We start from the raw sequence: 21,560 nt of genomic DNA on the forward strand, positions 1-21,560 counted from the left end.
CCTCTATTCCTTTGTTTTACCGCGATTTCTTAAACGTCAGATGATGCCATCTGACTGGAAATCGCTCTAGCCTGCGCAGAAACGGTGCGCCAAACCGTCAAATATTCTCCGCTATGCCGTCGCGTCCCTCCTCCAGCAGCGCGTGGACGCGATGGGGCGCGGAGACCTCGACCCGGCTGGTGACTTCATAATGCGCCTTGGCCTGGCGGACATTGCTGTCCGCGGGCACGCTGTCGGTCAGCCAGACATTGCCGCCGATCACCGACCGGCTGCCAATGATGATGCGGCCCAATATCGTCGCGCCGGCATAGATCACCACATCGTCCTCGATGATCGGATGGCGCGGCAGCGCCTTTTCCAGCGCGCCCTTCTCATCCGCCGGAAAGCTGCGCGCGCCCAGCGTCACGCCCTGATAGATGCGCACGCGGTCGCCGACGATCGCGGTTTCCCCGATCACCACGCCGGTGCCATGGTCGATGAAGAAGCTGTGGCCGATCTTCGCGCCCGGATGGATGTCGATCCCGGTGCTGCCATGCGCGATTTCGGAGATGATCCGCGCCACCAGCGGCGCGCCCAACTGATAGAGCCGGTGCGCCAGGCGATGATGGGTGATCGCCATCATGGAGGGATAGCAGATCAGCACCTCGTCCACGCTGCGCGCCGCCGGATCGCCCAGGAAGGCCGCCTCCACATCGCTGTCCAGCAATTCGCGCAAGCCCGGCAGGCTGTCCGCGAAAGCGCCGATGATGCGGGTCGCTTGCCCATCCACCTGCTCGATCGGTTCACCCTTCATCGCATAGATCAGTTCGAGCCGGATCTGCCCGTAGAGGCGGCTCAGCACCGTCTGCAATGTCTGGTACACATAGGCGTCCTCATTATGCAGACGCACGAAGCTGGGGCCGAGACGCAGAGGAAAGAGCGCGCCGCACAGCGCCGCCATGATCTTGGTCAGCGTGGCGCGGGAGGGAAAACCCTCCGCGCCATATTCGGCATGATGATCCTGCCCCTGCCTCCAGCGCCGCCGCACGGCGCCCAATTCCGCCGCCAACCGGTCGATATCCCAATAATCCGGGGCGATTTCCTTTTCGCCTTCTGCCGTCATATACGCCTCTTTCGATACAGGCGCCCGGCATAGCGCGGCATGTCGCTTCGCAGTAAATGAGTTTTGCTTGGGGGCAGGCAGATTCTCTTTTGTCGGGGCTGGATGCCAGCCGTGGAGATTCCCGTACAAAAGCCTGGAGCCGCGATTTCTTGAACGTCAGATGCTGCCATCCGACTGGAAATCGCTCTAGGCCGACAAATTCAGGCGAATCTCGGCCCGCAATCCGCCCTCCGGCCGGTTGGAGAGGGTCAGTTCCCCGCCCTCCAGTTCGACAGCCCGCGCCACGATGGCAAGGCCCAGACCCAGCCCGCGTGTGTTGCGCTGCCGCGCCTCATCCAACCGGGCAAAGGGCTTCAACACCTCATCCAGCTTGTCGCGGGGGATGCCGGGGCCGTCGTCGTCGATGCGAATCAGCACTTCCCGGTCCTGGCGCAGAAGCGTAACGCGGGCACGCCGCCCATAATGCAGGGCGTTTTCGATGAGGTTGATGATCGCCCGCCGCAGGGTGAGCGAACGCACCGCCATTTCCAGATGATCCGGCCCGGCATAGTCGACCTTCCTGCCCTGATCCTGAAAGGCGTCCACCACCGTGGCCACCAGCACTGCCAGATCGGTGCGCACGGGCGGCTCGCCATTTTTCTCGCCCCCAAGGAAGGCAAGCAGCGAATCGATCATCTCGCCCATTTCGGTGAGGTCGCCCTCTATCCCCTCCCGCGCCTCGTTTTCGGGAAGATTTTCCAGCCTGAGCCGCAACCGGGCGAGCGGGGTCCGCATGTCATGGCCAACCGCCGCCAGCGTTTCGGTCCGTTCGGTGATCAGGCGATGGATGCGCGTCTGCATCGCGTTGAAGGCGCGGATGAGGTTGCGGACGTCGTTGGAGCCGCTCTCCTCCACCACCACTTCGTCGCTCAGGCCAATACGCTCCGTCGCCCTGGTCAGGTCGCGCAGCGGCGCCAGGGTGCGCCGGATCATCAGGCCGCCGGCGATCAGCAACGCCAGCACCGGGATCAGCGCCAATCCCTTGCGCCCGATGGCGAAGGTCCATTTGCCGCCGCTGTGTCGCATGCCGAAATAAAGCCAGCTTCCGTCCGCCAGCCTGAGGCCGCCATTAATCTCCGACACGCGGCCGGGGGAGGCGAGCCTCAGCCAGAGACCCGACTGTTCCAGCGTCGGTTCCCAGGTGATGATCTGGCGGCGCATCCGTTCCAGCCCCGGCGCCAGAGGCGGCGGCGGCGGCGACGACGAGGTCCAGTGCACGTCGTAACGATCGGTGGTCAGTTGCAGCGCCAATGCGTGCCGCTGTTCCGGCGGCTGTTCGATCAACAGTTTGCGGGCGATGACCAGATGCTCGGCCAGGCGGCGGGCCTCGTCATCCTGCAACGAAAGATGATTGGCCCGCTCGTCGAGGAAGATGCCGACAGCGAATTCCAGCGTCAGGGTCAGCAGCAGGATCGCGAAGATCTGCCCGACCAGGCTGACATGCCGTCTCAAGCGCGGCTGACCTCCGCATTGAACATATAGCCGACGCCGCGAACGGTCGTGATCGGCGCCGAACGGTCATCCGTCGTCAACTTGCGGCGCAGGCGGCTGACGAGGACATCGATGCTGCGGTCGCTGCTGTCGCCCATGCGGGTGCGGGACAGTTCGATCAGCCTTTCGCGGGCGATGACGCGCTGCGGGTGGCTGAGGAAGCTGCCGAGCAGGTCGAACTCCGCGCCGGTCAGGTCGACGACCGCGCCGGTGGGGGAACGCAGTTCGCGGCGGGGGAAGTTGACGATCCAGCCGTCGAAACGCGCCTCATTCTCCCGATGCTCGTCCGGGCCGCGCTCCACGCCGACGCGGCGCAATATGGCGCGGATGCGGGCGATCAGCTCGCGGGTGCCGAAGGGCTTGGGCAGATAATCGTCCGCGCCCAGTTCCAGACCGACGATGCGGTCCGTCTCACTGCCCTTGGCGCTGATGAAGATGATGGGGACGTCGCTCTTGCGCCGGATCTGGCGGCAAAGGTCGATGCCGTTGGTGCCCGGCAGCATGACATCCAGCACGACCAGATCGACCGGCCCCGCGTCGAAGGCCACCCACATTTCCGGGCCGGAGGAGGCCGGACGGACCTGATAGCCATGTTCCTGCAACGCCCGCGCGGTCAGCGTGCGCAGCGGCGGGTCGTCCTCCACCAGGATGATGGTCGGAGCGGTCATGCCGGAAAGCAGGGAATTTTGCACATGAGGAGCGAGATAGGTTCCGCCGCGCAGAGGGTCAACCGAACGTCGCGGCTGCAACAGGACGCAACAACCCTAGCAACAATTTGTCACGCTCGGGACAACCGTCCGCCCCGCCACAGCAATTTTTGTCATGCCGGGCCTCCACATGGAGGCCCGGCATGCATCGCATCAGAAGGCGGCCGAAAGGGAGAAGACCACCGTGCTGCGCGCGATCGACTTGCCGATGTCCTTGCTATCGTTGACCATGAAGTTCGGGCGCAGATAGTCTTCCTCGACACGGGCGATGTCGGTGTCGACATAAGCGACGCCCACGGTCAGCGGCGTGCCCGGAATAGCCAGGTCGGCGCCGACCAGCCAGTCGAGATATTTGCCGGTTGGCGCAACCGAGGTGCCGTTGGGGCCCAGACCCGGATTGCCGTTCGACCAGCCCACATGGGCCTTCAACGTGACGGGGGTGTTGGGAACGGCGGCGTTCAGGTCGCCCCAGACGTAGAGATTGTCTTCCTTGTCGCCTGGATTGTCGGGCGTGCCGGCGAGATAGCTAGCCGCGCTGTTGAACGTCCTGCCAAGCGCTTCCTGCTTGGGAGCATAGGCGACACCGACCAGACCCTTGACCGGGCCGAACTGGTGCGACAGCTTCACATAGGGCTCGGCGAAGTCGGTCTCATCGGCGCCCGACGGATACATGTACCAGGTCAGGCCGATATCGACCGTGGTTCCCTCACCCAGCGAGGCCGAATAACCGCCAACCAGATCGAGTTCCATGTTCGCGCCGCCGAAACGACCCCAGCCGCCGAGGTTCGAACCCCAGGTGCCGACATAGAAGCCGCTTTCATGCGTAGCGGTGATGCCGCCCTGGATGGCCATGCCGCGGTCGCTCTGCGAGACGCCACGGAAACGATAATCGGACACGAGACCGACGCTGCCAGTGACGGTGACGGGGCCTGCTGGCTCTTCCTGAGCGAAAGCCGGAGCGCTGGAAAGCAGCGCAAGCGCGGCACAGGCAATCTGATATTTCATGAACATTCCCCTTAACGTAAGAATGTTCCTTCCTGCGTCCGCTCCGTCCGAAGATCTTTTCTTCGTCGTCCTCGATACCGGCGGATCGCAAGCAGATTAGGGGGATATGGAGAATTGAGGAACGGCTTTTTCGCAGACGCACAAAGGAATGGCGGCACTGTGCTATCGGCAACACGATTATTTTCTTAAAGCATTCTCAATATTTCTATTATGTTTCTACTTCACAACTAAAAAGCCGCCGCATCACTGGAAGGTGATGCGGCGGCTCGCTCATCGCGTGACGAGGGGGGTGTCAGGCGACGAGATGACGCATGCGGCCGGTGGCACCGAACAGCTCGACCTGCCCGCCCGTGCCCCGGCGGCGGTCGACCCATTCGCGGACCATTTCCGCGCAGGTATGGTCGATATGGCCAAGGCGCTCCACATTCAGGATGACGAGACGACCGGCAGGCACGGATTCCAGCATGGCCGACAATTTGGGCAGGCTGAGGAAGGTGGCGGTGCCGTGCAGCGCCACTTCATGCGCATCGTCACGGGCTTCCTCATTCATGCCCAGGCGCAAGCGGCGGGCATGGGGCAGAAGCTCTATCAGCGACAGGCCGATGCCGACCAATACGCCGGTCAGCAGGTCGGTCGCCACGACGCAGATCAGCGTCGCCGCCCACACCACGGCCGGAAGCGGGCCATAGCGGTGGAGGAGATGCTTCACATGGTCAACGCTGACCAGACGGATGCCGGTGACGACCAGGATGCCCGCCAGCGCCGCCATCGGGATTTCCCGCAGCAACCAGGGCAACAGGGCAACGAAGCCCAATATCCAGGCGCCATGCAGGACGGTCGACAGCCGCGTCTTGGCGCCTGCCTGGACGTTGGCGGAGCTGCGGACGATCACGCCCGTCATCGGCAGCGCACCAGCCACGCCGCAAAGCAGGTTGCCCACGCCCTGGGCGCTCAGTTCCCGATTATAGTCGGTTCGGACCCCATCATGCATCCGGTCGACAGCCGCCGCCGACAGCAGCGTTTCGGCGCTGGCGATGAAGGCGATGGCGATGGCCGTGGTGATGACCGTCGGGTTCATAAGCTGCTGGAGCAGCCCCTGTTCCGGCAGCGAAATGGCGGCGACGATCGATTCCGGCACGACGACGCGCGCGACCGGCAGGCCCAGGAAGAAGGCGACCAGCGTCGCCAGAACCACGCCCACCAATGCGCCGGGCAACAGCTTCATCGAGGCGGGGCGCAGCTTTTCCCAACCCAGCATGCCGCCGATGGTGACCAGACCGACCGCGAAGGCGGTAGCCGCATCCTGATTGGACAGGCCGAAAATCTGACCCGGCATGGCGATCAGATTGGCAAGGCCGCTGGAGAGCGGCTTGTCGTCGAACAGCACATGGAACTGGCCGACGACGATCAGCACGCCGATGCCCGCCAGCATGCCGTGCACCACGGCGGGCGAGATGGCGCGAAACCAGCCGCCGACGCGCAACAGGCCCGCCACCACCTGAATGGCGCCCGCCAGGATCAGGATCGGACCCAGCGCGGACAGCCCCTGTTTCTGCACGATTTCGAAGACGATGACCGCCAGGCCCGCCGCCGGGCCGCTGACCTGCAACGGCGATCCTGCCAGCAGACCGACGATCAGGCCACCGATCATGCCGGTGATCAGGCCCTTTTCCGGCGGCACGCCGGACGCGATGGCAATGCCCATGCAGAGCGGCATGGCCACCAGGAAGACGACGATGGAGGCCGTGAAATCGCGGCTGAACGTGCCGCCGGAAAATGCCTTCAGCATCGGCTTACTCCGCCGCCTGCGCATAGGCGATATCGGCGGCCAGACGCCGGGCATGGGGCAGCGCCACGGGCAGCGGCTGGCCTTCGCGCAGCGGCAGGAAGCGACCCGTCTCTCCATCCAGACCCAGAACCTGGCCCGCATGGATGTCGACATACCAGCCGTGCAGCGCGATTTCGCCACGGGCGATGCCCGACGCGACCGAGGGATGGGTGCGCAGATGGGCAAGCTGCACCACGACATTTTCCAACGCCATGTTGCGCAGCTTGTCCGCGTCGGAAAGATCGTCGGGATAGCTTTCGCGGCAGACCTTCTGCGCGGCATGGCTGTGGCGCAACCAGGCGGCGACATTGGGCATCGCCGTCAGGTCGGCGTTGGTGGACAGCGCCTTCATCGCGCCGCAATCGCTGTGGCCGCAGACGATGATGTCGCGCACGCCCAGCACCATGACGGCATATTCGACGGTCGAGGTGACGCCGCCATTCTGCGTCGCATGCGGCGGTACGATATTGCCGGCATTGCGGCAGACGAACAGGTCGCCGGGATCGGCCTGCATGATATGTTCGGGCACGATGCGCGAATCCGCGCAGGATATCATCAGTGCTTTGGGGCTTTGCCCATCGCTGGCGAGGCGGTTGTAAAGCGCGCTCTGGTTCGGAAAGACGTGGCTTTCGAAGCTGAAGACGCGACCGATCAGATCGTTCATGTCATTGCATCCTTCTGTCTGTTGGCCGGTCAGGGGGAAGACCGGCCTTGAGGATGAAGGATAGGGAAGCGGTTTTGCTGCGGCGCAGCAGTTTTGTTAAATAATGTGTCCGGAAAAATTTTCCCGTTCGGCCATGCGGTTGGCCGTGATGGACAGGAAGCTAGCGCCGGTCGACCACGGCGCTGAACATATATCCGCCGCCCCGCACCGTAACGATGGGCGCGGGCCGTCCGCCATGGCTCAGCTTGCGCCGCAGCCGACTGACCAGCACGTCAACGCTGCGGTCGGAGGACGGCGTGTCGCGCACCCCGGCCAGTTCCATCAGGCGCTGGCGGGCGATCACCACCTGCGAATGGTCGAGCAGGACCAGCAGAAGCGAAAATTCGGCGGCGGTCAGGTCGACCTGCGCACCATCGGGATCGATCACCTCCCGCCGGGAAGAATCGACCACCCAGCCGTCGAAACGCGCCTCCGCCGGGCGGTGCTGGCCCAATGCGCGCTCGTTGCGGCCACGGCGCAGCACAGCGCGCAGCCGGGCGGCCAACTCGCGGATCGAATAGGGCTTCGTCATATAATCGTCGGCGCCCAGTTCCAGCCCGACCACACGATCGACCTCGCTGCTGTTGGCGCCGACCAGGATGATCGGCACGTTGCTGCGTTCCCGGACGTCACGGCACAAATCCATGCCGTCCGGCCCGCGCAGCGCGGCGTCCAGCACAACCGCGCCCACGGCCATGTTGTCGATCGCATTCCAGATGTCGTTCGCGGCGGCGGCGGTGAGGACACGAAACCCGCTCTCCTCCAGCGATTGGCGCACTTTATGGCGCACGTCCTGCTGGCCCTCCGCGATCAATATCAGCGGTGGACTCATCCGCCTGTCACGGCGCCTTTCACGGACAGCGCGTGAATGCCGTCCAGTTCATTGACCAGAACGGCGCGGTCCTGCTGCGCGACGGCGATCGCCTCGGCCGAGCGGGCATGGTTATGGCGCGCCACTTCCGCCTCGATCTGGTCGCGGGCGGCGGTGCAATTGCCGGCGTTGCTGCCCGACAGCGGGGCGAAGCGGTGGATCGGCTTGGCGACGGCGGCAAGGGTTTGGCCTTGCGCGGCGACGTCGCGGTTCACGACCAATTCGGCCTGCCAGCGGCACACCGGCACCGACGGACGATTGGCGAAACGGGATTCCACCTCACGCAGGCGGACGGTCGATTCCGTCTTGTAACTCGCCAGATAGGCGTTGGATGCATGGGTGATTTCAGCGCTGTGGATCGGCGTTGCGACGGTCAGGGCCGCCGCGCTGGACGCAAGGATGAGAAACATGGGGGCCTGCTCCTTAACAACTGGAAATGGTGGATCGGGGTTTAGGCGGACTGAATGTCTCCGAAATTTGCCGATTGTTACAAATTGTTGCTCAAGCATTTTCCAGATGTGGGAGGCATAGACAGTCCAACGGGCAGCCGAGCAAGCTCATCATCGGGCAAAACAGACATGCAGCGGCGAACGTCATGCAACTTGCAAGGCTCTCAGGCTTTTAGGAAAGGCGCACGCTGCATCATCGGGGGATCGGTCAGGGCGCGGCCATCGAAAGGAACGCCCCACCATGAAAATCGCCCAGATCGCCCCGCTTGCCGAAAGCGTGCCGCCGCGCCTGTATGGCGGCACCGAACGTATCGTATCCTATCTGACCGAAGAACTGGTCCGCCAGGGGCATGAAGTCACGCTGTTCGCCAGCGGCGATTCGGTGACGCGGGCCGAACTGGTCCCGGTGACGGAGATGGCGCTGCGGCTGAACCCCGCGGTGCGCGATCCCATTCCCTATCATATGATGTTGCTGGACGCGGTGCGCCGCCGCGCGGACGAATTCGACGCGCTGCATTTCCACATCGACCTCATCCACATGCCGCTGGCGCAGGATTTCATCGGCCGCGCCGTGACGACGCTGCACGGACGGCTGGATTTGCCCGACCTGCCCGCCTTCTACCGCGCCTTTCCCGATCACAGCCTGGTGTCGATTTCCGACCATCAGCGCCTGCCGATGCCGCCGGTCAACTGGGCCAGGACCATCCATCACGGCCTGCCGGCCGACCTGTTGCAGCCCCGCACCGGTCCCAGCGACGGCTATCTGGCCTTTCTGGGCCGGATTTCCCCCGAAAAGCGGCCCGACCGGGCGATCCGCATCGCCGCGCGTGCAGGATTGCCGCTGCGCATCGCGGCGAAGATCGATGCGGTGGACCAGCTTTATTGGGAACAGGAAATCGCCCCGCTGGTCGAGCGCTACCCCAATATCCACTATATCGGCGAGATCAACGAAGCGCAGAAGGCCGAATTTCTGGGCCGTGCCAGCGCCCTGCTCTTTCCCATCGACTGGCCCGAACCCTTTGGGCTGGTGATGATAGAGGCCATGGCCTGCGCCACGCCGGTCGTCGCCTTCCGCTGCGGATCGGTGACTGAAGTGATCGACCATGGCGTGTCTGGTTTCATCGTCGAAAGCGAGGATGATGCCGTGGACGCCGTCCGCAATCTGCACATGCTCGACCGCGCAAGGGTACGCGCCGCCTTTGACGCACGTTTCACGGCAGAACGGATGGCCGCCGATTATGTACAGCTTTATCACGACCTGCCCGGCGCGCGGACCGAGGCCGCCGTGCTGCGCCGATTGCGCGGAGAAGGCGCCGAACTTCAGGCGGTTGGATAGCAAAGGGAGAAGAAGGCATGGCTAGCCAGTTGCAGCCGGAAAATCCGAACCCTTCCGCCCCGAACGCCAATCCCGAAAATATCAGGCCCGAAAATATCAATCCAGGCCAGGCCCTGTCGCAGGCGCAGACCCAGTTCTTCATTCCGGCCACGGCGTCGTTGCATGAGCGGCGCCCGCGAACGCTGAAACATGGGGACAGTTTCGCCGTCTTCGACCATAGCGGCGACGCGATAGCCGGACCGGGCAGTCCGGAGGGGCTGTATCACCGCGACACGCGGCATTTGTCGCATCTCTACCTTACCATCAACGACACCAGGCCGATCCTGCTGAGTTCCGGGCTGCGCGACGACAATGCGATGCTGACCTGCGACCTCACCAATCCCGATTTCACCGGAGGGGACGACCGGATCACGGTGGAGCATGACCTGATCCACCTGCGCCGCACCCGTTTCCTGTGGGAAGGGGCGGTGCATGAACGGATCACCATCCGCAATTTCGACACTGAAATCCGGACGGTCGAGGTGAATATCGGCTTTGCCGCCGATTTCGCGGACCTTTTCGAGATACGGGGCATGACGCGGCTGCGCCGGGGCACCTTGCGGGAGCCGGTGGTCGGCGCGGACGCCGTGCTGCTGGGCTATGACGGGCGGGACGACAAGCGGCGCGAGACGCTGCTGCGCTTTGAGCCTGTTCCCCAGGCATTGACCGACAGCCAGGCGCGGTTCCAGGTGACCGTGCCGCCGGGCGAGCGGCGCACGCTCTATCTGCATATCTGCTGCCAACCCCAAGATCGGCCTGTCGGTACCCTGTCCAAATATTTCCTCAAGTCGCTGCGGGAATCGATGCAGGCGCTCAAGCAGGCGCGGGCGCGCGGAGCAGCGGTGCGATCCTCCAACCCGCTGTTCAACGAAGTGGCGCGGCGGTCCGTGGCGGACATCACCATGTTGTCGACCGACACCGACTATGGCCCCTATCCCTATGCGGGCATTCCCTGGTTCAGCACCGTGTTCGGGCGCGACGCGATCATCACCGCATTGGAGACCCTATGGACGGACCCGGCGATCGGCCGGGGCGTGCTGGGCTATCTGGCCGCGCATCAGGCAACCGAGTTCGACGCCGCCGCCGACGCGGAACCGGGCAAGATCCTGCATGAGGTGCGTAACGGCGAAATGGCGGAACTGGGCGAAGTGCCCTTCCGCCATTATTATGGCAGCATCGATTCCACGCCCTTGTTCGTGATGCTGGCGGGCGCCTATCTGGAGCGGACGGGCGACAGCGCCTTCATCGCCTCCATCCTGCCGAACATCCAGGCCGCTTTGACGTGGATAGACGAACATGGCGACCGCGACGGCGACGGCTTCGTCGAATATGGGCGCTTCACCGATCAGGGGCTGGTCAATCAGGGCTGGAAGGACAGCCATGATTCCGTCTTCCACGCCGACGGCAGCATCGCGCGCGGACCCATCGCGCTCGCGGAAGTGCAGGCCTATGTCTATGGCGCCTGGAGGGCGGCGGAGGCGATCTTCGTCACGCTGGGCGATCCGGACAAGACCCTGAACTACCACATGCGGGCGGAGGATTTGCGGGAGCGGTTCGACGCCGCCTTTTTCGATGCCGGGATCGGCACCTATGTACTGGCGCTGGATGGGGAGAAAAAGCCCTGCCGCGTGCGTTCCTCCAACGCCGGGCACGTGCTGTTCACGGGGCTTGCCAAGGAAGAACGGGCGGACATGGTGGTGCATGCGCTGATGGCGCCCGCCTCCTTTTCCGGATGGGGCGTCAGGACCATCGCCTCTACCGAGGCGCGTTACAATCCGATGAGCTATCATAACGGGTCCATCTGGCCGCATGACAATGCGCTGATCGCGGCGGGCTTTTCGCGCTACGGTTACCGGGCGCAGGCCGCGCAGATATTTGAGGGGCTGTTCGCGGCGGCCACCTATGTCGACCTGATGCGGCTGCCTGAACTCTTCTGCGGCTTTCCCCGGCGGCGGGCGCAGGGACCGACCTTCTACCCCGTCGCATGCAGCCCGCAGGCCTGGTCGGCCGCCGCGCCCCTGTCGCTGATCCAGTCGAGCCTGGGCCTGGGCTTCGATGTCGCGGGGGCGGAAATTTCGTTGCGCGAACCTGCCCTGCCCCGTTTCATAGACCAACTGACGCTCTATGGGCTGCGCCTGGGGGAGGCAACGGTCGACATCGCCTTCGACCGCATGGGCGACAAGGTGGTGGTGAAGCCGCTCGACCGGAAGGGCCGCGCGCGGGTGGTGACCATTGCCTGACAAATGGCGCTTGGCATTGCGGTAAATAGGCTTACATCCCGGCCCATTGGGCTGAAAGGATGGAAGAAGGCATGACAGGAACGGCGCTGATCACCGGAGCGACCGCGGGCATAGGCGCGGCGTCGGCGCGGCGGTTCGTCGCGGCGGGATGGAAGGTGGTGGTCACCGGACGCCGGGCCGAACGGCTGGATGCGCTGGTGACGGAACTGGGCGCGGACAAGGTGCATGCGATCAGCTTCGACATGCGCGACGAAGCGGCCATCGACGCTGCGCTGGCTGCGCTGCCCGCCGATTTTGCCGATGTCGACCTGCTGATCAACAATGCCGGGCTGGCGTTGGGCACAGCGTCGGCGCAGCAGGCCGATCTCGATCAATGGCGCCAGATGATCGACACCAACGTCACCGGACTGGTCACTATCACCCACAAGCTGCTTCCCCGCCTGATCGAACGCAAGGGCGCGATCATCAATTTGAGTTCGGTAGCGGCGACCTATCCCTATGCGGGCGGCAACGTCTATGGCGGGACCAAGGCGTTCGTCAGCCAGTTCTCGCTGGGCCTGCGGTCGGACCTGCACGGCACCGGCGTGCGCGTGACATCGATCGAACCGGGCATGGTAGAGACCGAATTCACGCTTGTCCGCACCGGCAGCCAGGCGGCATCCGACGCGCTTTACGGCGCAGCCAATCCGATGACGGCGGAGGATATCGCGGAAGCCCTGTTCTGGGTCGCCACCCAGCCTGCCCATATCAACCTCAACCGGATCGAATTGATGCCTGTCAGCCAGTCCTTCGCCGGGTTCCAGGTGGCGCGAGAAGGTTATACCAACCTCCGATGATGCTGACTCACGAGAGGGATTCCCAAAGCGACGAAACTCTGACTCTATGGCTGCTGGTTGGAGGGCATGGCCATGGGTGCAGGGATTGGATTGCGAGATGACTTTGACGCGGCGGGTTTGAGGAGACTGGCACGGACGACGAAAAGCACAAATCAGGGGCGCCGGCTCCTGGCCTTAGCGGAAATATATGATGGCAGGAGCCGCAGCGATGCGGCGCGGATCGGCGGAGTGACGCTGCAGATCGTGCGGGACTGGGTCGTGCGGTTCAATGCTCGAGGTCCAGACGGGCTCCTCGACGGTAAGGCGCCGGGCAAGCCCTCCTTGTTGAATGATGCCCAGCGCCAGGTTCTCGCGGAGGTTGTTGAGAGCGGCCCGATCCCGGCGATCCATGGGGTTGTACGCTGGCGGCTGATTGACCTGGCGCGTTGGCTCCATGACGAGTTCGGCGTGTCTCTGACGGAAACGACCGTGGGACGGGAGCTGAAGAAGCTGGGCTATGTCAAACTGACCGCGCGCCCACGTCACCATGCTCAGAACGAATATGCGATGGAGGACTTCAAAAAAGGGGCTTCGCAGCCGAGCTGGCAAAGATCAAAGCCTCTCTCCCGCGCGACACGCCTATAGAGGTGTGGTTTCAAGATGAGGCCCGCATCGGGCAGAAAAACAAGATCACCCGCCGCTGGGCCCAGCGAGGCACCCGGCCTTCAGCGCCCAAGGACCAGAGGACCAAATCGGCCTACATCTTCGGCGCTATCTGCCCTGAGCTTGGCAAGGGCGCTGGCCTGGTCCTGCCCTTCTGCAATACCCAGACCATGTCGCTGCACTTGGCGGAGATATCGCTGGCCATCGAACCAGGCGCCCACGGTGTGCTGCTGATGGATCAAGCGGGGTGGCACATGACCGGGAAGCTGGAAGTGCCCGAGAATATCAGCATCGTTCCTCTGCCGCCGAAATGCCCCGAGCTTAACCCTGTGGAAAATATCTGGCAGTTCCTGCGCGACAACTGGCTGTCCAACCGGATCTTCACCTCCCACGACAACATCATCGACCTTTGCTGCGAAGCCTGGAACAGGCTCGTCGATCAGCCGTGGCGCATCATGACGATCGGACGCCGCAAATGGGCGAGTGGGTCGTGATCAATGCAGGTTGTTGGGGTGGACGGCCTCCGTACGGCATCGCGATGTGCCAGAATGAGGTTGTTGTAATCTCAAACGAGGAGACCGTCCGTGGAACAAATTATCCGAATTGGCATGGATACGTCAAAGCATGTTTTCCAGCTGCTTATGGGCCTCCTGAGAGGTCTCCTGGGCAAAGATCGTCTTGATCATGGCCGCCAAGACAGGAGCCATGTCATTGCTGGGCCTTGAGGCTCCGGTCGCTACGCTCCCTGCACCTCAAGCCCCAGCAATGACGCTGTTACACCACGCGGCGGGGCACGGCCATTGAACTAACCCGCTGACGCGGGAGAGGCTCTGGTCTTGGCCGGAATGGCCTCCTGATGAGAAGGTTTGGTTGCTGGACCAACCCTCAACCAGGAGGCCGTCCCATGATTGATGCCACGGCAGCGGTGAGCCCGCTGCGTCGTCGTATGATCGACGACATGAGCCTGCGCAACCTGTCGCCAGCCACGCAGCGATCCTACAACCGCAGGCGAGTGTGCCGGAATATTCAATGCTCTGCCACCTGAAAGCTGGATCGTTTTGAGCTAGAGTTTTCGGCCTCAGATTTCCTTGGCTGGGCAAGGAGGCGTGGCATGAAGGCATCGAAGTTTACGGACGCGCAGAAGGCGTTCGTCATCAAGCAGGGCGAGGAAGGTACACCAGTGGCGGAGGTCTGCCGCAAGGCAGGGATCAGCCAGGCGACGTACTTCAACTGGAAGAAGAAGTACGCGGGGCTGCTGCCCACGGAGATGCGGCGGCTGCGCGAGCTGGAGGAGGAGAATGGCCGCCTCAAGAAGATCGTGGCGGACCTGACGCTCGACCGGGAGATGCTGCAGGATATTGTCCGCCGAAAGCTCTGAGGCCGGATCGGAAGCGCGAGCTGGTCGGCGGGATGCTGGCGGACTGGGGCGTGTCGATCCGGAGGGCTTGCAAGGTCCTGCCGTTCGACACCTCGAGCTACCACTACAAGTCCCGTCGCACCGATCCGGCCGCGATCAAGAAGCGGATCAAGGCCATCTGCGAGACGCACGTCCGCTATGGTTATCGCCGCGTGTACTACATACTTCGCCGGGAAGGCTGGGTCGTGAACGCCAAAAAGGTCTATAGGCTTTATAGGGAGTTAGGACTGCAGCTGCGCAACAAGACTCCCAAGCGTCGAGTGAAGGCCAAGCTGCGAGAAGATCGCGCTCCGGCAGTCCGGCACAACGATGTGTGGGCCATGGACTTCGTCCATGATCAACTGGCGACGGGACGCAAGCTGCGGATCCTGACGGTGGTCGACACGTTCAGCCGGTTCTCGCCGGTGATCGACGCACGGTTCAGCTACCGCGGAGAGGACGTCGTAGCCACGCTCGATCGGACCTGCCGGAAGATGGGCTATCCGAAGACCATCAGGGTGGACAACGGCAGCGAGTTCGTCTCGCGGGACATGGATCTATGGGCTTACCAAAGGGGTGTGACGCTCGACTTCTCGCGGCCTGGCAAGCCGACGGACAATGCCTTCATCGAAGCGTTCAACAGCAAGCTGCGCAGCGAATGCGTGAACACGCACTGGTTCTTGTCGCTGGAAGACGCTTGCGAAAAGTTGGACCGCTGGCGTAGACACTACAACGAAGAGCGACCGCACAGCGCGATCGGGAATATCCCCCCGATCATGCTGGCAAACCCGACCGGGGACACCAGCCCTCCGGACCCGGACCAGGCGGAAAACTCCAGACCCGAGCGGTCCAAGGTTGGGTAGCAGCGCACCAGGCGGAAAACTCCAGACCCGAGCGGTCCAAGGTTGGGTAGCAGCGCATCAACCCCAAGACTCTCGTTATGATCGAGGGACTGCCGGGGGAGCAGGTCAGGTCCCAGTCCAGGAAACCGGCACCTGACGACGACCGTCCCCGCGAGGCGCACCGCGGGGTGCGTGCGGCCGAAATTGCCGTTTGGACATCTACGCCTCAGTCAGGTGCAGCCGCTCAAAATTCATGAACCGTTCGAGATGATAGTCTTCATCACCAAACTGATGACCGATCATCGTCAGGCGTTTGGCGTAGTGCGACAATGGCAGTTCCCAGGTCATTCCGATGCCGCCATGCATCTGAATGGCTTCTTCTGCCACCAGCGTCCCGACCCTGCCGACGGTGAACTTGGCAGCCGACATTGCGCGCTCGCGGCTGGCCCGATCGTCACCAAAGGCGACGGCAGCATTGATAGCGGACGACCGAGCCTGCTCAATCTCGAGTGCGACCGTCACCATGCGATGCTGGAGGGCTTGGAATTTCCCGATCGGCACCCCAAACTGCTTGCGCGTCCGCAAATACTCGAGTGTATCGTTCTTCAGCCTATCCATGATGCCGATGGCTTCCCAGCACAGGGCGAGGATTCCGCCTGCCGTGGCAAATTCGAGGATCGACAGAGCGTCATTTGCCAAAAGAATTGCGGGAGCCTCTTGGAGGGTCAACTCACCCGCTCGCCCACCGTCGATCAGCGGATATCCGCGAAGCGTAACACCGACCGCATCGCTGGCGACCAAGAATAGACCTATGCCACTCTCGTCGCCAGCCGAACCGGAGATCCGTGCCGAAACAACAATGATGTCTGCAGCTTCCAAATGCGGGACAACGGCTTTGATGCCCGTCACGGTCCAGGCACCGTCCCTCGATTTGGCTTGTGCTGAAATGGCAGAGAGATCAAATCGGGTCGTCGGCTCCTCGGACGCGAAGCTGATAATCTTTTTGCCGGCTATGATCTCCTCAAGACGCTCGCCTTGCCCCCCTGCAAGCGCAAGAACACGTCCCGCCAGCAAGGTCCCGAGAAAGGGCTCCACGACCAGAGCTTGACCCAATCGTTCGAAGACCACACCGATGTCGAAGGCGTCTCCCCCGAAACCGCTGGCGTTTTCGTCGAACAAGGCGCCGATCACCCCCATTTCAGCCAGCGCCGCCCAGTGCTGCGGCGACCAGCCCTTGGCAGACTGGCTAATCCGATGACGTTCCTCGATAGGATAGCGGTGCGACAAATAGCGGCCCAGACTGTCCGCCATCATCTGCCGCTCGTTCGGGTGGGAAAAATCCATACGTTAAAGTCCCAGGATCGCTTTGGTGATGATCTCGCGCTGGATTTCGCTTGATCCCCCGTAGATCGTCAATTTGCGATTGTTGAAATATTGAGGGGAAACAGGAGCGGCGTAATCCGGCCCCACGGGTGCTCCATTATATCCATCCTCAAAAACTTCGGCGATGAATGGCTGCGCATACGGGCCAACGGCACGCCGCGCCAGACTGGTGATCTCCTGCCGGATCTCCGTGCCTCGAATCTTCAACATCGAGCTCTCGGCCACCGGCATGGCCCCCTTGCCGGTCGCGGCGAGAACACGCAGATTGGTGGTCTTCATGTTGGCAAGATCGATCTCGAGCCGCGCCATTCTTGCCCCAAAGAAAACATCCTCCGCTAGCGGGCGACCATTTTTAGTCTCGTTGGCCGCGATATGCTTGAGGTTAAGGAAGGCGGCGGTGGCCTCCCCAAGACCCGCAATGCCGGTTCGCTCGAAAGTCAGTAGATATTTCGCGTAAGTCCAGCCTTTGTTTTCCTCGCCCACGAGGTTTTCGACCGGGACCCTGACGTCCGTGAAAAACACTTCATTCACTTCATTTTCGCCATTTAGGAGGTGTATTGGCCGAACCTCTACCCCCGGCGTATTCATGTCGATAAGAAGAAACGAAATCCCCTCCTGCTTGCGCGCCTCGCTGGAGGTCCTGACAAGGCAGAAGATCATGTTGGCGTGCTGGGCCAGGGTCGCCCAGGTCTTCTGACCATTTACCACATAATGGTCACCATCCCGGACAGCCGAGCACTTAAGGCTCGCAAGATCGGATCCCGCACCGGGTTCTGAATATCCCTGGCACCACCAGTCCGAACCATCGAGGATGCGCGGCAGCCAGTGCTGCTTCTGCGCTTCGGATCCAAACTTGATAAGGACAGGCCCGAGCATTGCCACACCCATCGAACGCAGACGAGGGGCGTGGGCCAGAGACGCCTCTTCATCAAAGATCGCGCTCTGACTGACACTCCATCCGGGTCCGCCATATTCAACAGGCCAATGGGGCGCGAGCCAACCCCGTTCGTGAAGAGTGGCGTGCCACTCCTCCATCTCTTTCTTTGAGAGACGCTTCCAGTTCAGGATCTTATCAGAGATTTTCGTCGGCAGCTTCGCCCGCAAAAATGCTCTAACCTCCAAACGGAATTTCTCGTCGTCAGAGGAAAACCTTGTATCCATCTGAGATCCTTAAACAAAATGGAGGAATTGGCCTCAAGTCGTTAATTTCTATCGAGCTGGCTCAAACGCGCATCGTCGAGCGACATCCCATGGGTATCCGAGTACTTGATCAGGCGAGATATTTCGTATCCAGGACCAAGCCTGCAGCGATATTTCTCCAGACCATCGACGAGAGTTCGAAATCCGATCTGTTCAGCCCAGAACATGGGGCCACCTGTGCGCCGAGGCCATCCGTATCCGTAGAGACCCACTATATCGATGTCAGATGCACGTTGGGCATAGCCGTCGTCGAGCAGAACCGCACCCTCGTTGACTATCGTATAGAGCGTGCGGACAACGATTTCCTCGTCAGCTATTTCGCGCGAAGCGATCCCGGCCTTTTTACGAAACTCAGCGATGATCGCTTGCGCCACTGGTGACGGTGACGCCCTGCGCTTCTCGTCATAGTCGTAGAATCCGCCGCCGCTTTTTTGCCCCCACCGACCTTTCGCGCACAAGGCTTCCAAGATAGTGGTGACCCGCTCTGGATCACGGTGCCAGCCGATGTCACACCCGGCGAGGTCCATCATCTGGAACGGCCCCATTGGCATGCCGAACGCTGTGTGAACGCGGTCGATCTGTTCGGGCGTGGCGCCTTCTTCCAGGAGCTTGAAGGATTCGACTTTGCGCGGCGTCATCATCCGGTTTCCGATGAAGCCGTGGCAGACGCCGGCGACGACGGGCACCTTGCCGATTTTACGTGCTAGGTTCATCGCGGTGGCGAGGACGTCGGGCGCGGTCTGGGCGCCGCGCACGACTTCCACCAGTTTCATGACATTGGCGGGGGAGAAGAAGTGCAGTCCGAACACGTCCTGCGGGCGGCCGGTGACCGACGCGATCTCGTCGATGTCGAGGTAGGAGGTGTTGGAAGCGAGCATGGCGCCCGGCTTCGTCACCCTGTCGAGGCGCGCGAAGATTTCCTTCTTCACGTCCATGTTCTCGTACACGGCCTCGATCACCAGGTCGCAATCGGCCAACTCGTCGAAGACGAGCGTCGGCCTCAGCAGGCCCATCGCGGCCTCGACCTGTTCCGGCTTCAGCCGACCCTTAGCGGCGCTGGCCTCATAGTTTCCGCGCACGCCCCCCACTCCGCGGTCGAGCGTGGCCTGTCCCATCTCGACGATGGTCACCGCGATGCCGGCCGACAGGAAGTTCATCGCGATGCCGCCGCCCATCGTGCCGGCACCGATCACCCCGACCCTGCGTACAGGCCGGAGCGCAACATCCTCGGGCAGACCTTCGATCTTGGCGGCGGCACGCTCCGCGAAGAATGCGTGACGCAGCGCCTTGGACTGATCCCCTTCCACAAGCTCGCCAAAGAGCGCCCTTTCGCAGGCGACGCCCTGCTCGAACGGAAGCTCGGTCGCGGCCCTTACTGCCGCGATACAGGCCCGGGGAGCGTCGAGTCCGTTGATCTTGCGCGCGTTCCGCGCCTCAAAGCGGTCGAACACGCCCTCTTCAGCCGTGGCTGGCCGCTCGCGCGTGCGCCGCACGCCGCTCACGCTCCGCGCGAAGGCAATTGCCGACGCGACGAGGTCCGCGTCATCATCGACCACTTCGTCCACCAGCCCGATCTCGGCGGCTCGCAAGGCCGAGACGGGAGAGCCCGAGACGATCATGTCGAGGGCCGCCTCGACGCCGACCAGTCGCGGCAGGCGCTGAGTGCCGCCCGCACCCGGCAAGATGCCCAAGGTCACCTCGGGCAGACCCAGCTTAGCTTTCGCCACCGCGATCCGATAATGACACCCAAGCGCAATCTCCAGACCACCACCAAGGGCTAGACCGTGAATGGCCGCAATAACCGGCTTCACGCTGGATTCGATCTCATTGATCAGTTCGGACAACAGCGACTCGCCCCGCACTTTCCCGAGCTCGGCTATGTCCGCGCCGCCACAAAACAGCTTTCCCGCACCGCGAATGGCGATCGCCCTGACCGCATCGTCGGCACTCGCCGTGCGCAACGCCGCTGCAAGGTCGCGTCGAAGACCGTGACCCAAGGCGTTCACAGGCGGGTTGTCTAACACGATCTCGAAAACATCGCCGTGCAACACTGTCTCGATCACGAACAATCCTTCTGCTAATAGAAAAATTTCCCAGGCAGACGGACACCGTCCGCCTGCCACTCTATCCGTGTACTCTACTTGGCCTTCGGCCGATCCGCTCTTGGCTGGAAGGTAATCCTGAGAGCATCGATGCCGCGAAACACCATATTCGGAATATAGTTTATCGTTGCATCGGGAGCGAGCGCGATATCCTCGATCCGCTCGAACAGAGCCTTGAAACCATACCAAAGCTCGCGCCTCGCCAACGGCGCCCCGACGCAGGCATGGGGGCCGGACCCAAATGAGAGATGTTGAGCAGCGTTCTTGCGCGTTATATCCAAATCTGCCGGGCAGCCGAACTTCCGGGCGTCGCGATTGGCGGCGGCAAGACGAAATATCACCATTGAGCCCTTGGGAATCGCAACGCCATGCAGTTCCACATCCTTGACAGCGATTCGCGTCGCTTGGGACGCAGGGCCTTCCAAACGAAGCACCTCCTCGATGAACGGTTGTAGTTTTCCATCGATGTCCGCCGCAATTTCAGCGCGCAGTTCGGGGTTGCGAGCCAGGATGAGGACCCCGCTAGTGATGGCCTTCGCCGATGTTTCCGCACCAGCCATGAACATGTCCAGCATGACGTGCCGCAAGAGTTGCGCGTCTGTCATTTCACCGCTTGGGAGCTTTGCGTTAACCAACGCGCTCAGCAGAGTATCTTCTGGGGTTTCGCGCAACCGGTCTATCATGGCCTTAAAGTAGCGCTGCGCCTCTATCTCGCGTCGCGCGTTTTCGAATGCTTCCTCATCCGTCATGATACCGCCGATGTTGGCAAGCATGGCGTCCATGGAGCGCTTCACGATAGGGATTGCGTCATCGGGAGCATTTAGAAGGTGGCAAATAGTCTTGATCGAGAGCAATTCGGAAAATTGCGAAACGATTTCCGCATGTCCGTCGTCGACAAAACTATCGACCAGAGAGTTCGCGATGTTTTCAATCACGTCATCATATTCCCGCGCCTTGCTTGCGCGAAGGAAGGACTCGAAAATTACCCGTCTATCTCTATGCTCTGCGCCCTCATAGTTCCCAATCGGGCGTTCACGCGGCCACCCTTTCTCCTCGAAAAGCTCCTCGATCTTTTTATTTCGCTCTGGATTGACGCTTGCACGATGCTTGGCGGACGCGCCGTCGCTGTTGAACAGGGTGGTATCTTTCAACGCAGCGCGCAAATCATCATACCGCGTGACAACATAGAAATCGCCACCCGCATCGTAATACACGGGCGCCTCTTCGAGAAGATAGTCGTATGCCGCATAGGGGCACTTTACGATCTCGGAGTCCTTGAGGCTTAGTTTACCGGATTTTGCCAATTCGGCTATTGATCTACCGCTCATACCATCTCCTGATTCAGATGA

The 21,560-nt window shown here is 62.1% G+C and carries 18 protein-coding genes; 6 read left to right on the plus strand and 12 right to left on the minus strand.

The annotated features are described in order from the left end of the window. Positions 1-97: 97 nt before the first annotated feature. The 8 genes from epsC to NUH86_RS09580 all read right to left on the minus strand — a co-directional run bounded on the left by epsC (position 98) and on the right by NUH86_RS09580 (position 8,156). Entirely contained in the window at positions 98-1,102 is a 1,005-nt protein-coding gene (epsC, locus tag NUH86_RS09545; RefSeq protein WP_267249284.1) for a serine O-acetyltransferase EpsC, read from the minus strand. Positions 1,103-1,288: 186 nt separating this feature from the next. Continuing rightward, positions 1,289-2,593, minus strand: coding sequence for an ATP-binding protein (locus NUH86_RS09550; RefSeq protein ID WP_267249285.1), 1,305 nt, complete (start codon positions 2,591-2,593; stop codon positions 1,289-1,291). After that, a complete protein-coding gene (locus NUH86_RS09555) occupies positions 2,590-3,300 on the minus strand; it encodes a response regulator (RefSeq protein WP_267249286.1) in 711 nt (236 codons plus the stop codon). Before NUH86_RS09555 ends, NUH86_RS09550 begins: the two co-directional genes overlap by 4 nt. A gap of 192 nt (positions 3,301-3,492) precedes the next feature. Then, positions 3,493-4,350: a TorF family putative porin gene (locus tag NUH86_RS09560; protein WP_267249287.1), complete on the minus strand. Its 858-nt coding sequence runs from the start codon at positions 4,348-4,350 to the stop codon at positions 3,493-3,495. Between the two features lie 286 nt (positions 4,351-4,636). Then, on the minus strand, positions 4,637-6,133 hold the full coding sequence (locus NUH86_RS09565; RefSeq protein WP_267249288.1) for a SulP family inorganic anion transporter: 1,497 nt from the start codon (positions 6,131-6,133) through the stop codon (positions 4,637-4,639). A gap of 4 nt (positions 6,134-6,137) precedes the next feature. After that, positions 6,138-6,836, minus strand: coding sequence for a carbonic anhydrase (locus tag NUH86_RS09570; protein ID WP_267249290.1), 699 nt, complete (start codon positions 6,834-6,836; stop codon positions 6,138-6,140). A gap of 160 nt (positions 6,837-6,996) precedes the next feature. Continuing rightward, positions 6,997-7,707, minus strand: coding sequence for a response regulator transcription factor (locus NUH86_RS09575; protein ID WP_267249291.1), 711 nt, complete (start codon positions 7,705-7,707; stop codon positions 6,997-6,999). Next, positions 7,704-8,156 (minus strand): hypothetical protein, encoded by a 453-nt coding sequence (locus tag NUH86_RS09580; protein ID WP_267249292.1) that lies wholly within the window; start codon positions 8,154-8,156, stop codon positions 7,704-7,706. The genes NUH86_RS09575 and NUH86_RS09580 overlap by 4 nt, the downstream gene beginning before the upstream one ends. 280 nt (positions 8,157-8,436) lie before the next feature. Between NUH86_RS09580 and NUH86_RS09585 the strand changes: the two genes are divergently transcribed. The 6 genes from NUH86_RS09585 to NUH86_RS09610 all read left to right on the plus strand — a co-directional run bounded on the left by NUH86_RS09585 (position 8,437) and on the right by NUH86_RS09610 (position 15,547). After that, the gene (locus tag NUH86_RS09585; RefSeq protein ID WP_267249293.1) at positions 8,437-9,531 is read left to right on the plus strand and encodes a glycosyltransferase family 4 protein; all 1,095 of its coding nucleotides are present in this window, start codon (positions 8,437-8,439) and stop codon (positions 9,529-9,531) included. A 17-nt stretch (positions 9,532-9,548) separates the two neighbouring features. Then, positions 9,549-11,810, plus strand: a complete 2,262-nt coding sequence (locus NUH86_RS09590) for an amylo-alpha-1,6-glucosidase (RefSeq protein WP_267249294.1) — start codon at positions 9,549-9,551, stop codon at positions 11,808-11,810. 71 nt (positions 11,811-11,881) lie between these two features. Beyond that, positions 11,882-12,646: an SDR family NAD(P)-dependent oxidoreductase gene (locus NUH86_RS09595; protein WP_267249295.1), complete on the plus strand. Its 765-nt coding sequence runs from the start codon at positions 11,882-11,884 to the stop codon at positions 12,644-12,646. A gap of 72 nt (positions 12,647-12,718) precedes the next feature. Next, a protein-coding gene (locus tag NUH86_RS09600) for an IS630 family transposase (protein WP_267252085.1) occupies positions 12,719-13,782 on the plus strand; the annotation gives its coding sequence in 2 pieces (ribosomal slippage) (positions 12,719-13,210 and positions 13,213-13,782; 1,062 coding nt in all). A 410-nt stretch (positions 13,783-14,192) separates the two neighbouring features. Next, a complete protein-coding gene (locus NUH86_RS09605; protein WP_267249296.1) occupies positions 14,193-14,333 on the plus strand; it encodes a hypothetical protein in 141 nt (46 codons plus the stop codon). Between the two features lie 66 nt (positions 14,334-14,399). Then, positions 14,400-15,547, plus strand: a protein-coding gene (locus tag NUH86_RS09610; RefSeq protein ID WP_416365316.1) for an IS3 family transposase whose coding sequence is annotated in 2 segments (ribosomal slippage) — positions 14,400-14,652 and positions 14,652-15,547 — 1,149 coding nt in all. Because the reading frame shifts where the segments join, the coding sequence is not laid out codon by codon here. A gap of 198 nt (positions 15,548-15,745) precedes the next feature. On the opposite strand, the gene NUH86_RS09615 is transcribed toward NUH86_RS09610, so the two are convergent. From NUH86_RS09615 to NUH86_RS09630, 4 genes are all read right to left on the minus strand, one after another. Beyond that, positions 15,746-16,870, minus strand: a complete 1,125-nt coding sequence (locus tag NUH86_RS09615) for an acyl-CoA dehydrogenase family protein (protein WP_267249298.1) — start codon at positions 16,868-16,870, stop codon at positions 15,746-15,748. Positions 16,871-16,873: 3 nt separating this feature from the next. After that, positions 16,874-18,070 (minus strand): acyl-CoA dehydrogenase family protein, encoded by a 1,197-nt coding sequence (locus NUH86_RS09620; RefSeq protein ID WP_267249299.1) that lies wholly within the window; start codon positions 18,068-18,070, stop codon positions 16,874-16,876. 41 nt (positions 18,071-18,111) lie between these two features. Next, the gene (locus NUH86_RS09625) at positions 18,112-20,172 is read right to left on the minus strand and encodes a 3-hydroxyacyl-CoA dehydrogenase NAD-binding domain-containing protein (protein WP_267249300.1); all 2,061 of its coding nucleotides are present in this window, start codon (positions 20,170-20,172) and stop codon (positions 18,112-18,114) included. Positions 20,173-20,246: 74 nt separating this feature from the next. Further along, positions 20,247-21,539 (minus strand): cytochrome P450, encoded by a 1,293-nt coding sequence (locus NUH86_RS09630; RefSeq protein WP_267249301.1) that lies wholly within the window; start codon positions 21,537-21,539, stop codon positions 20,247-20,249. Positions 21,540-21,560 lie beyond the last annotated feature (21 nt).

Origin of the sequence: Sphingobium sp. JS3065, assembly GCF_026427355.1 — a bacterium.
In the GTDB taxonomy this organism is placed as follows: Bacteria; Pseudomonadota; Alphaproteobacteria; order Sphingomonadales; family Sphingomonadaceae; genus Sphingobium.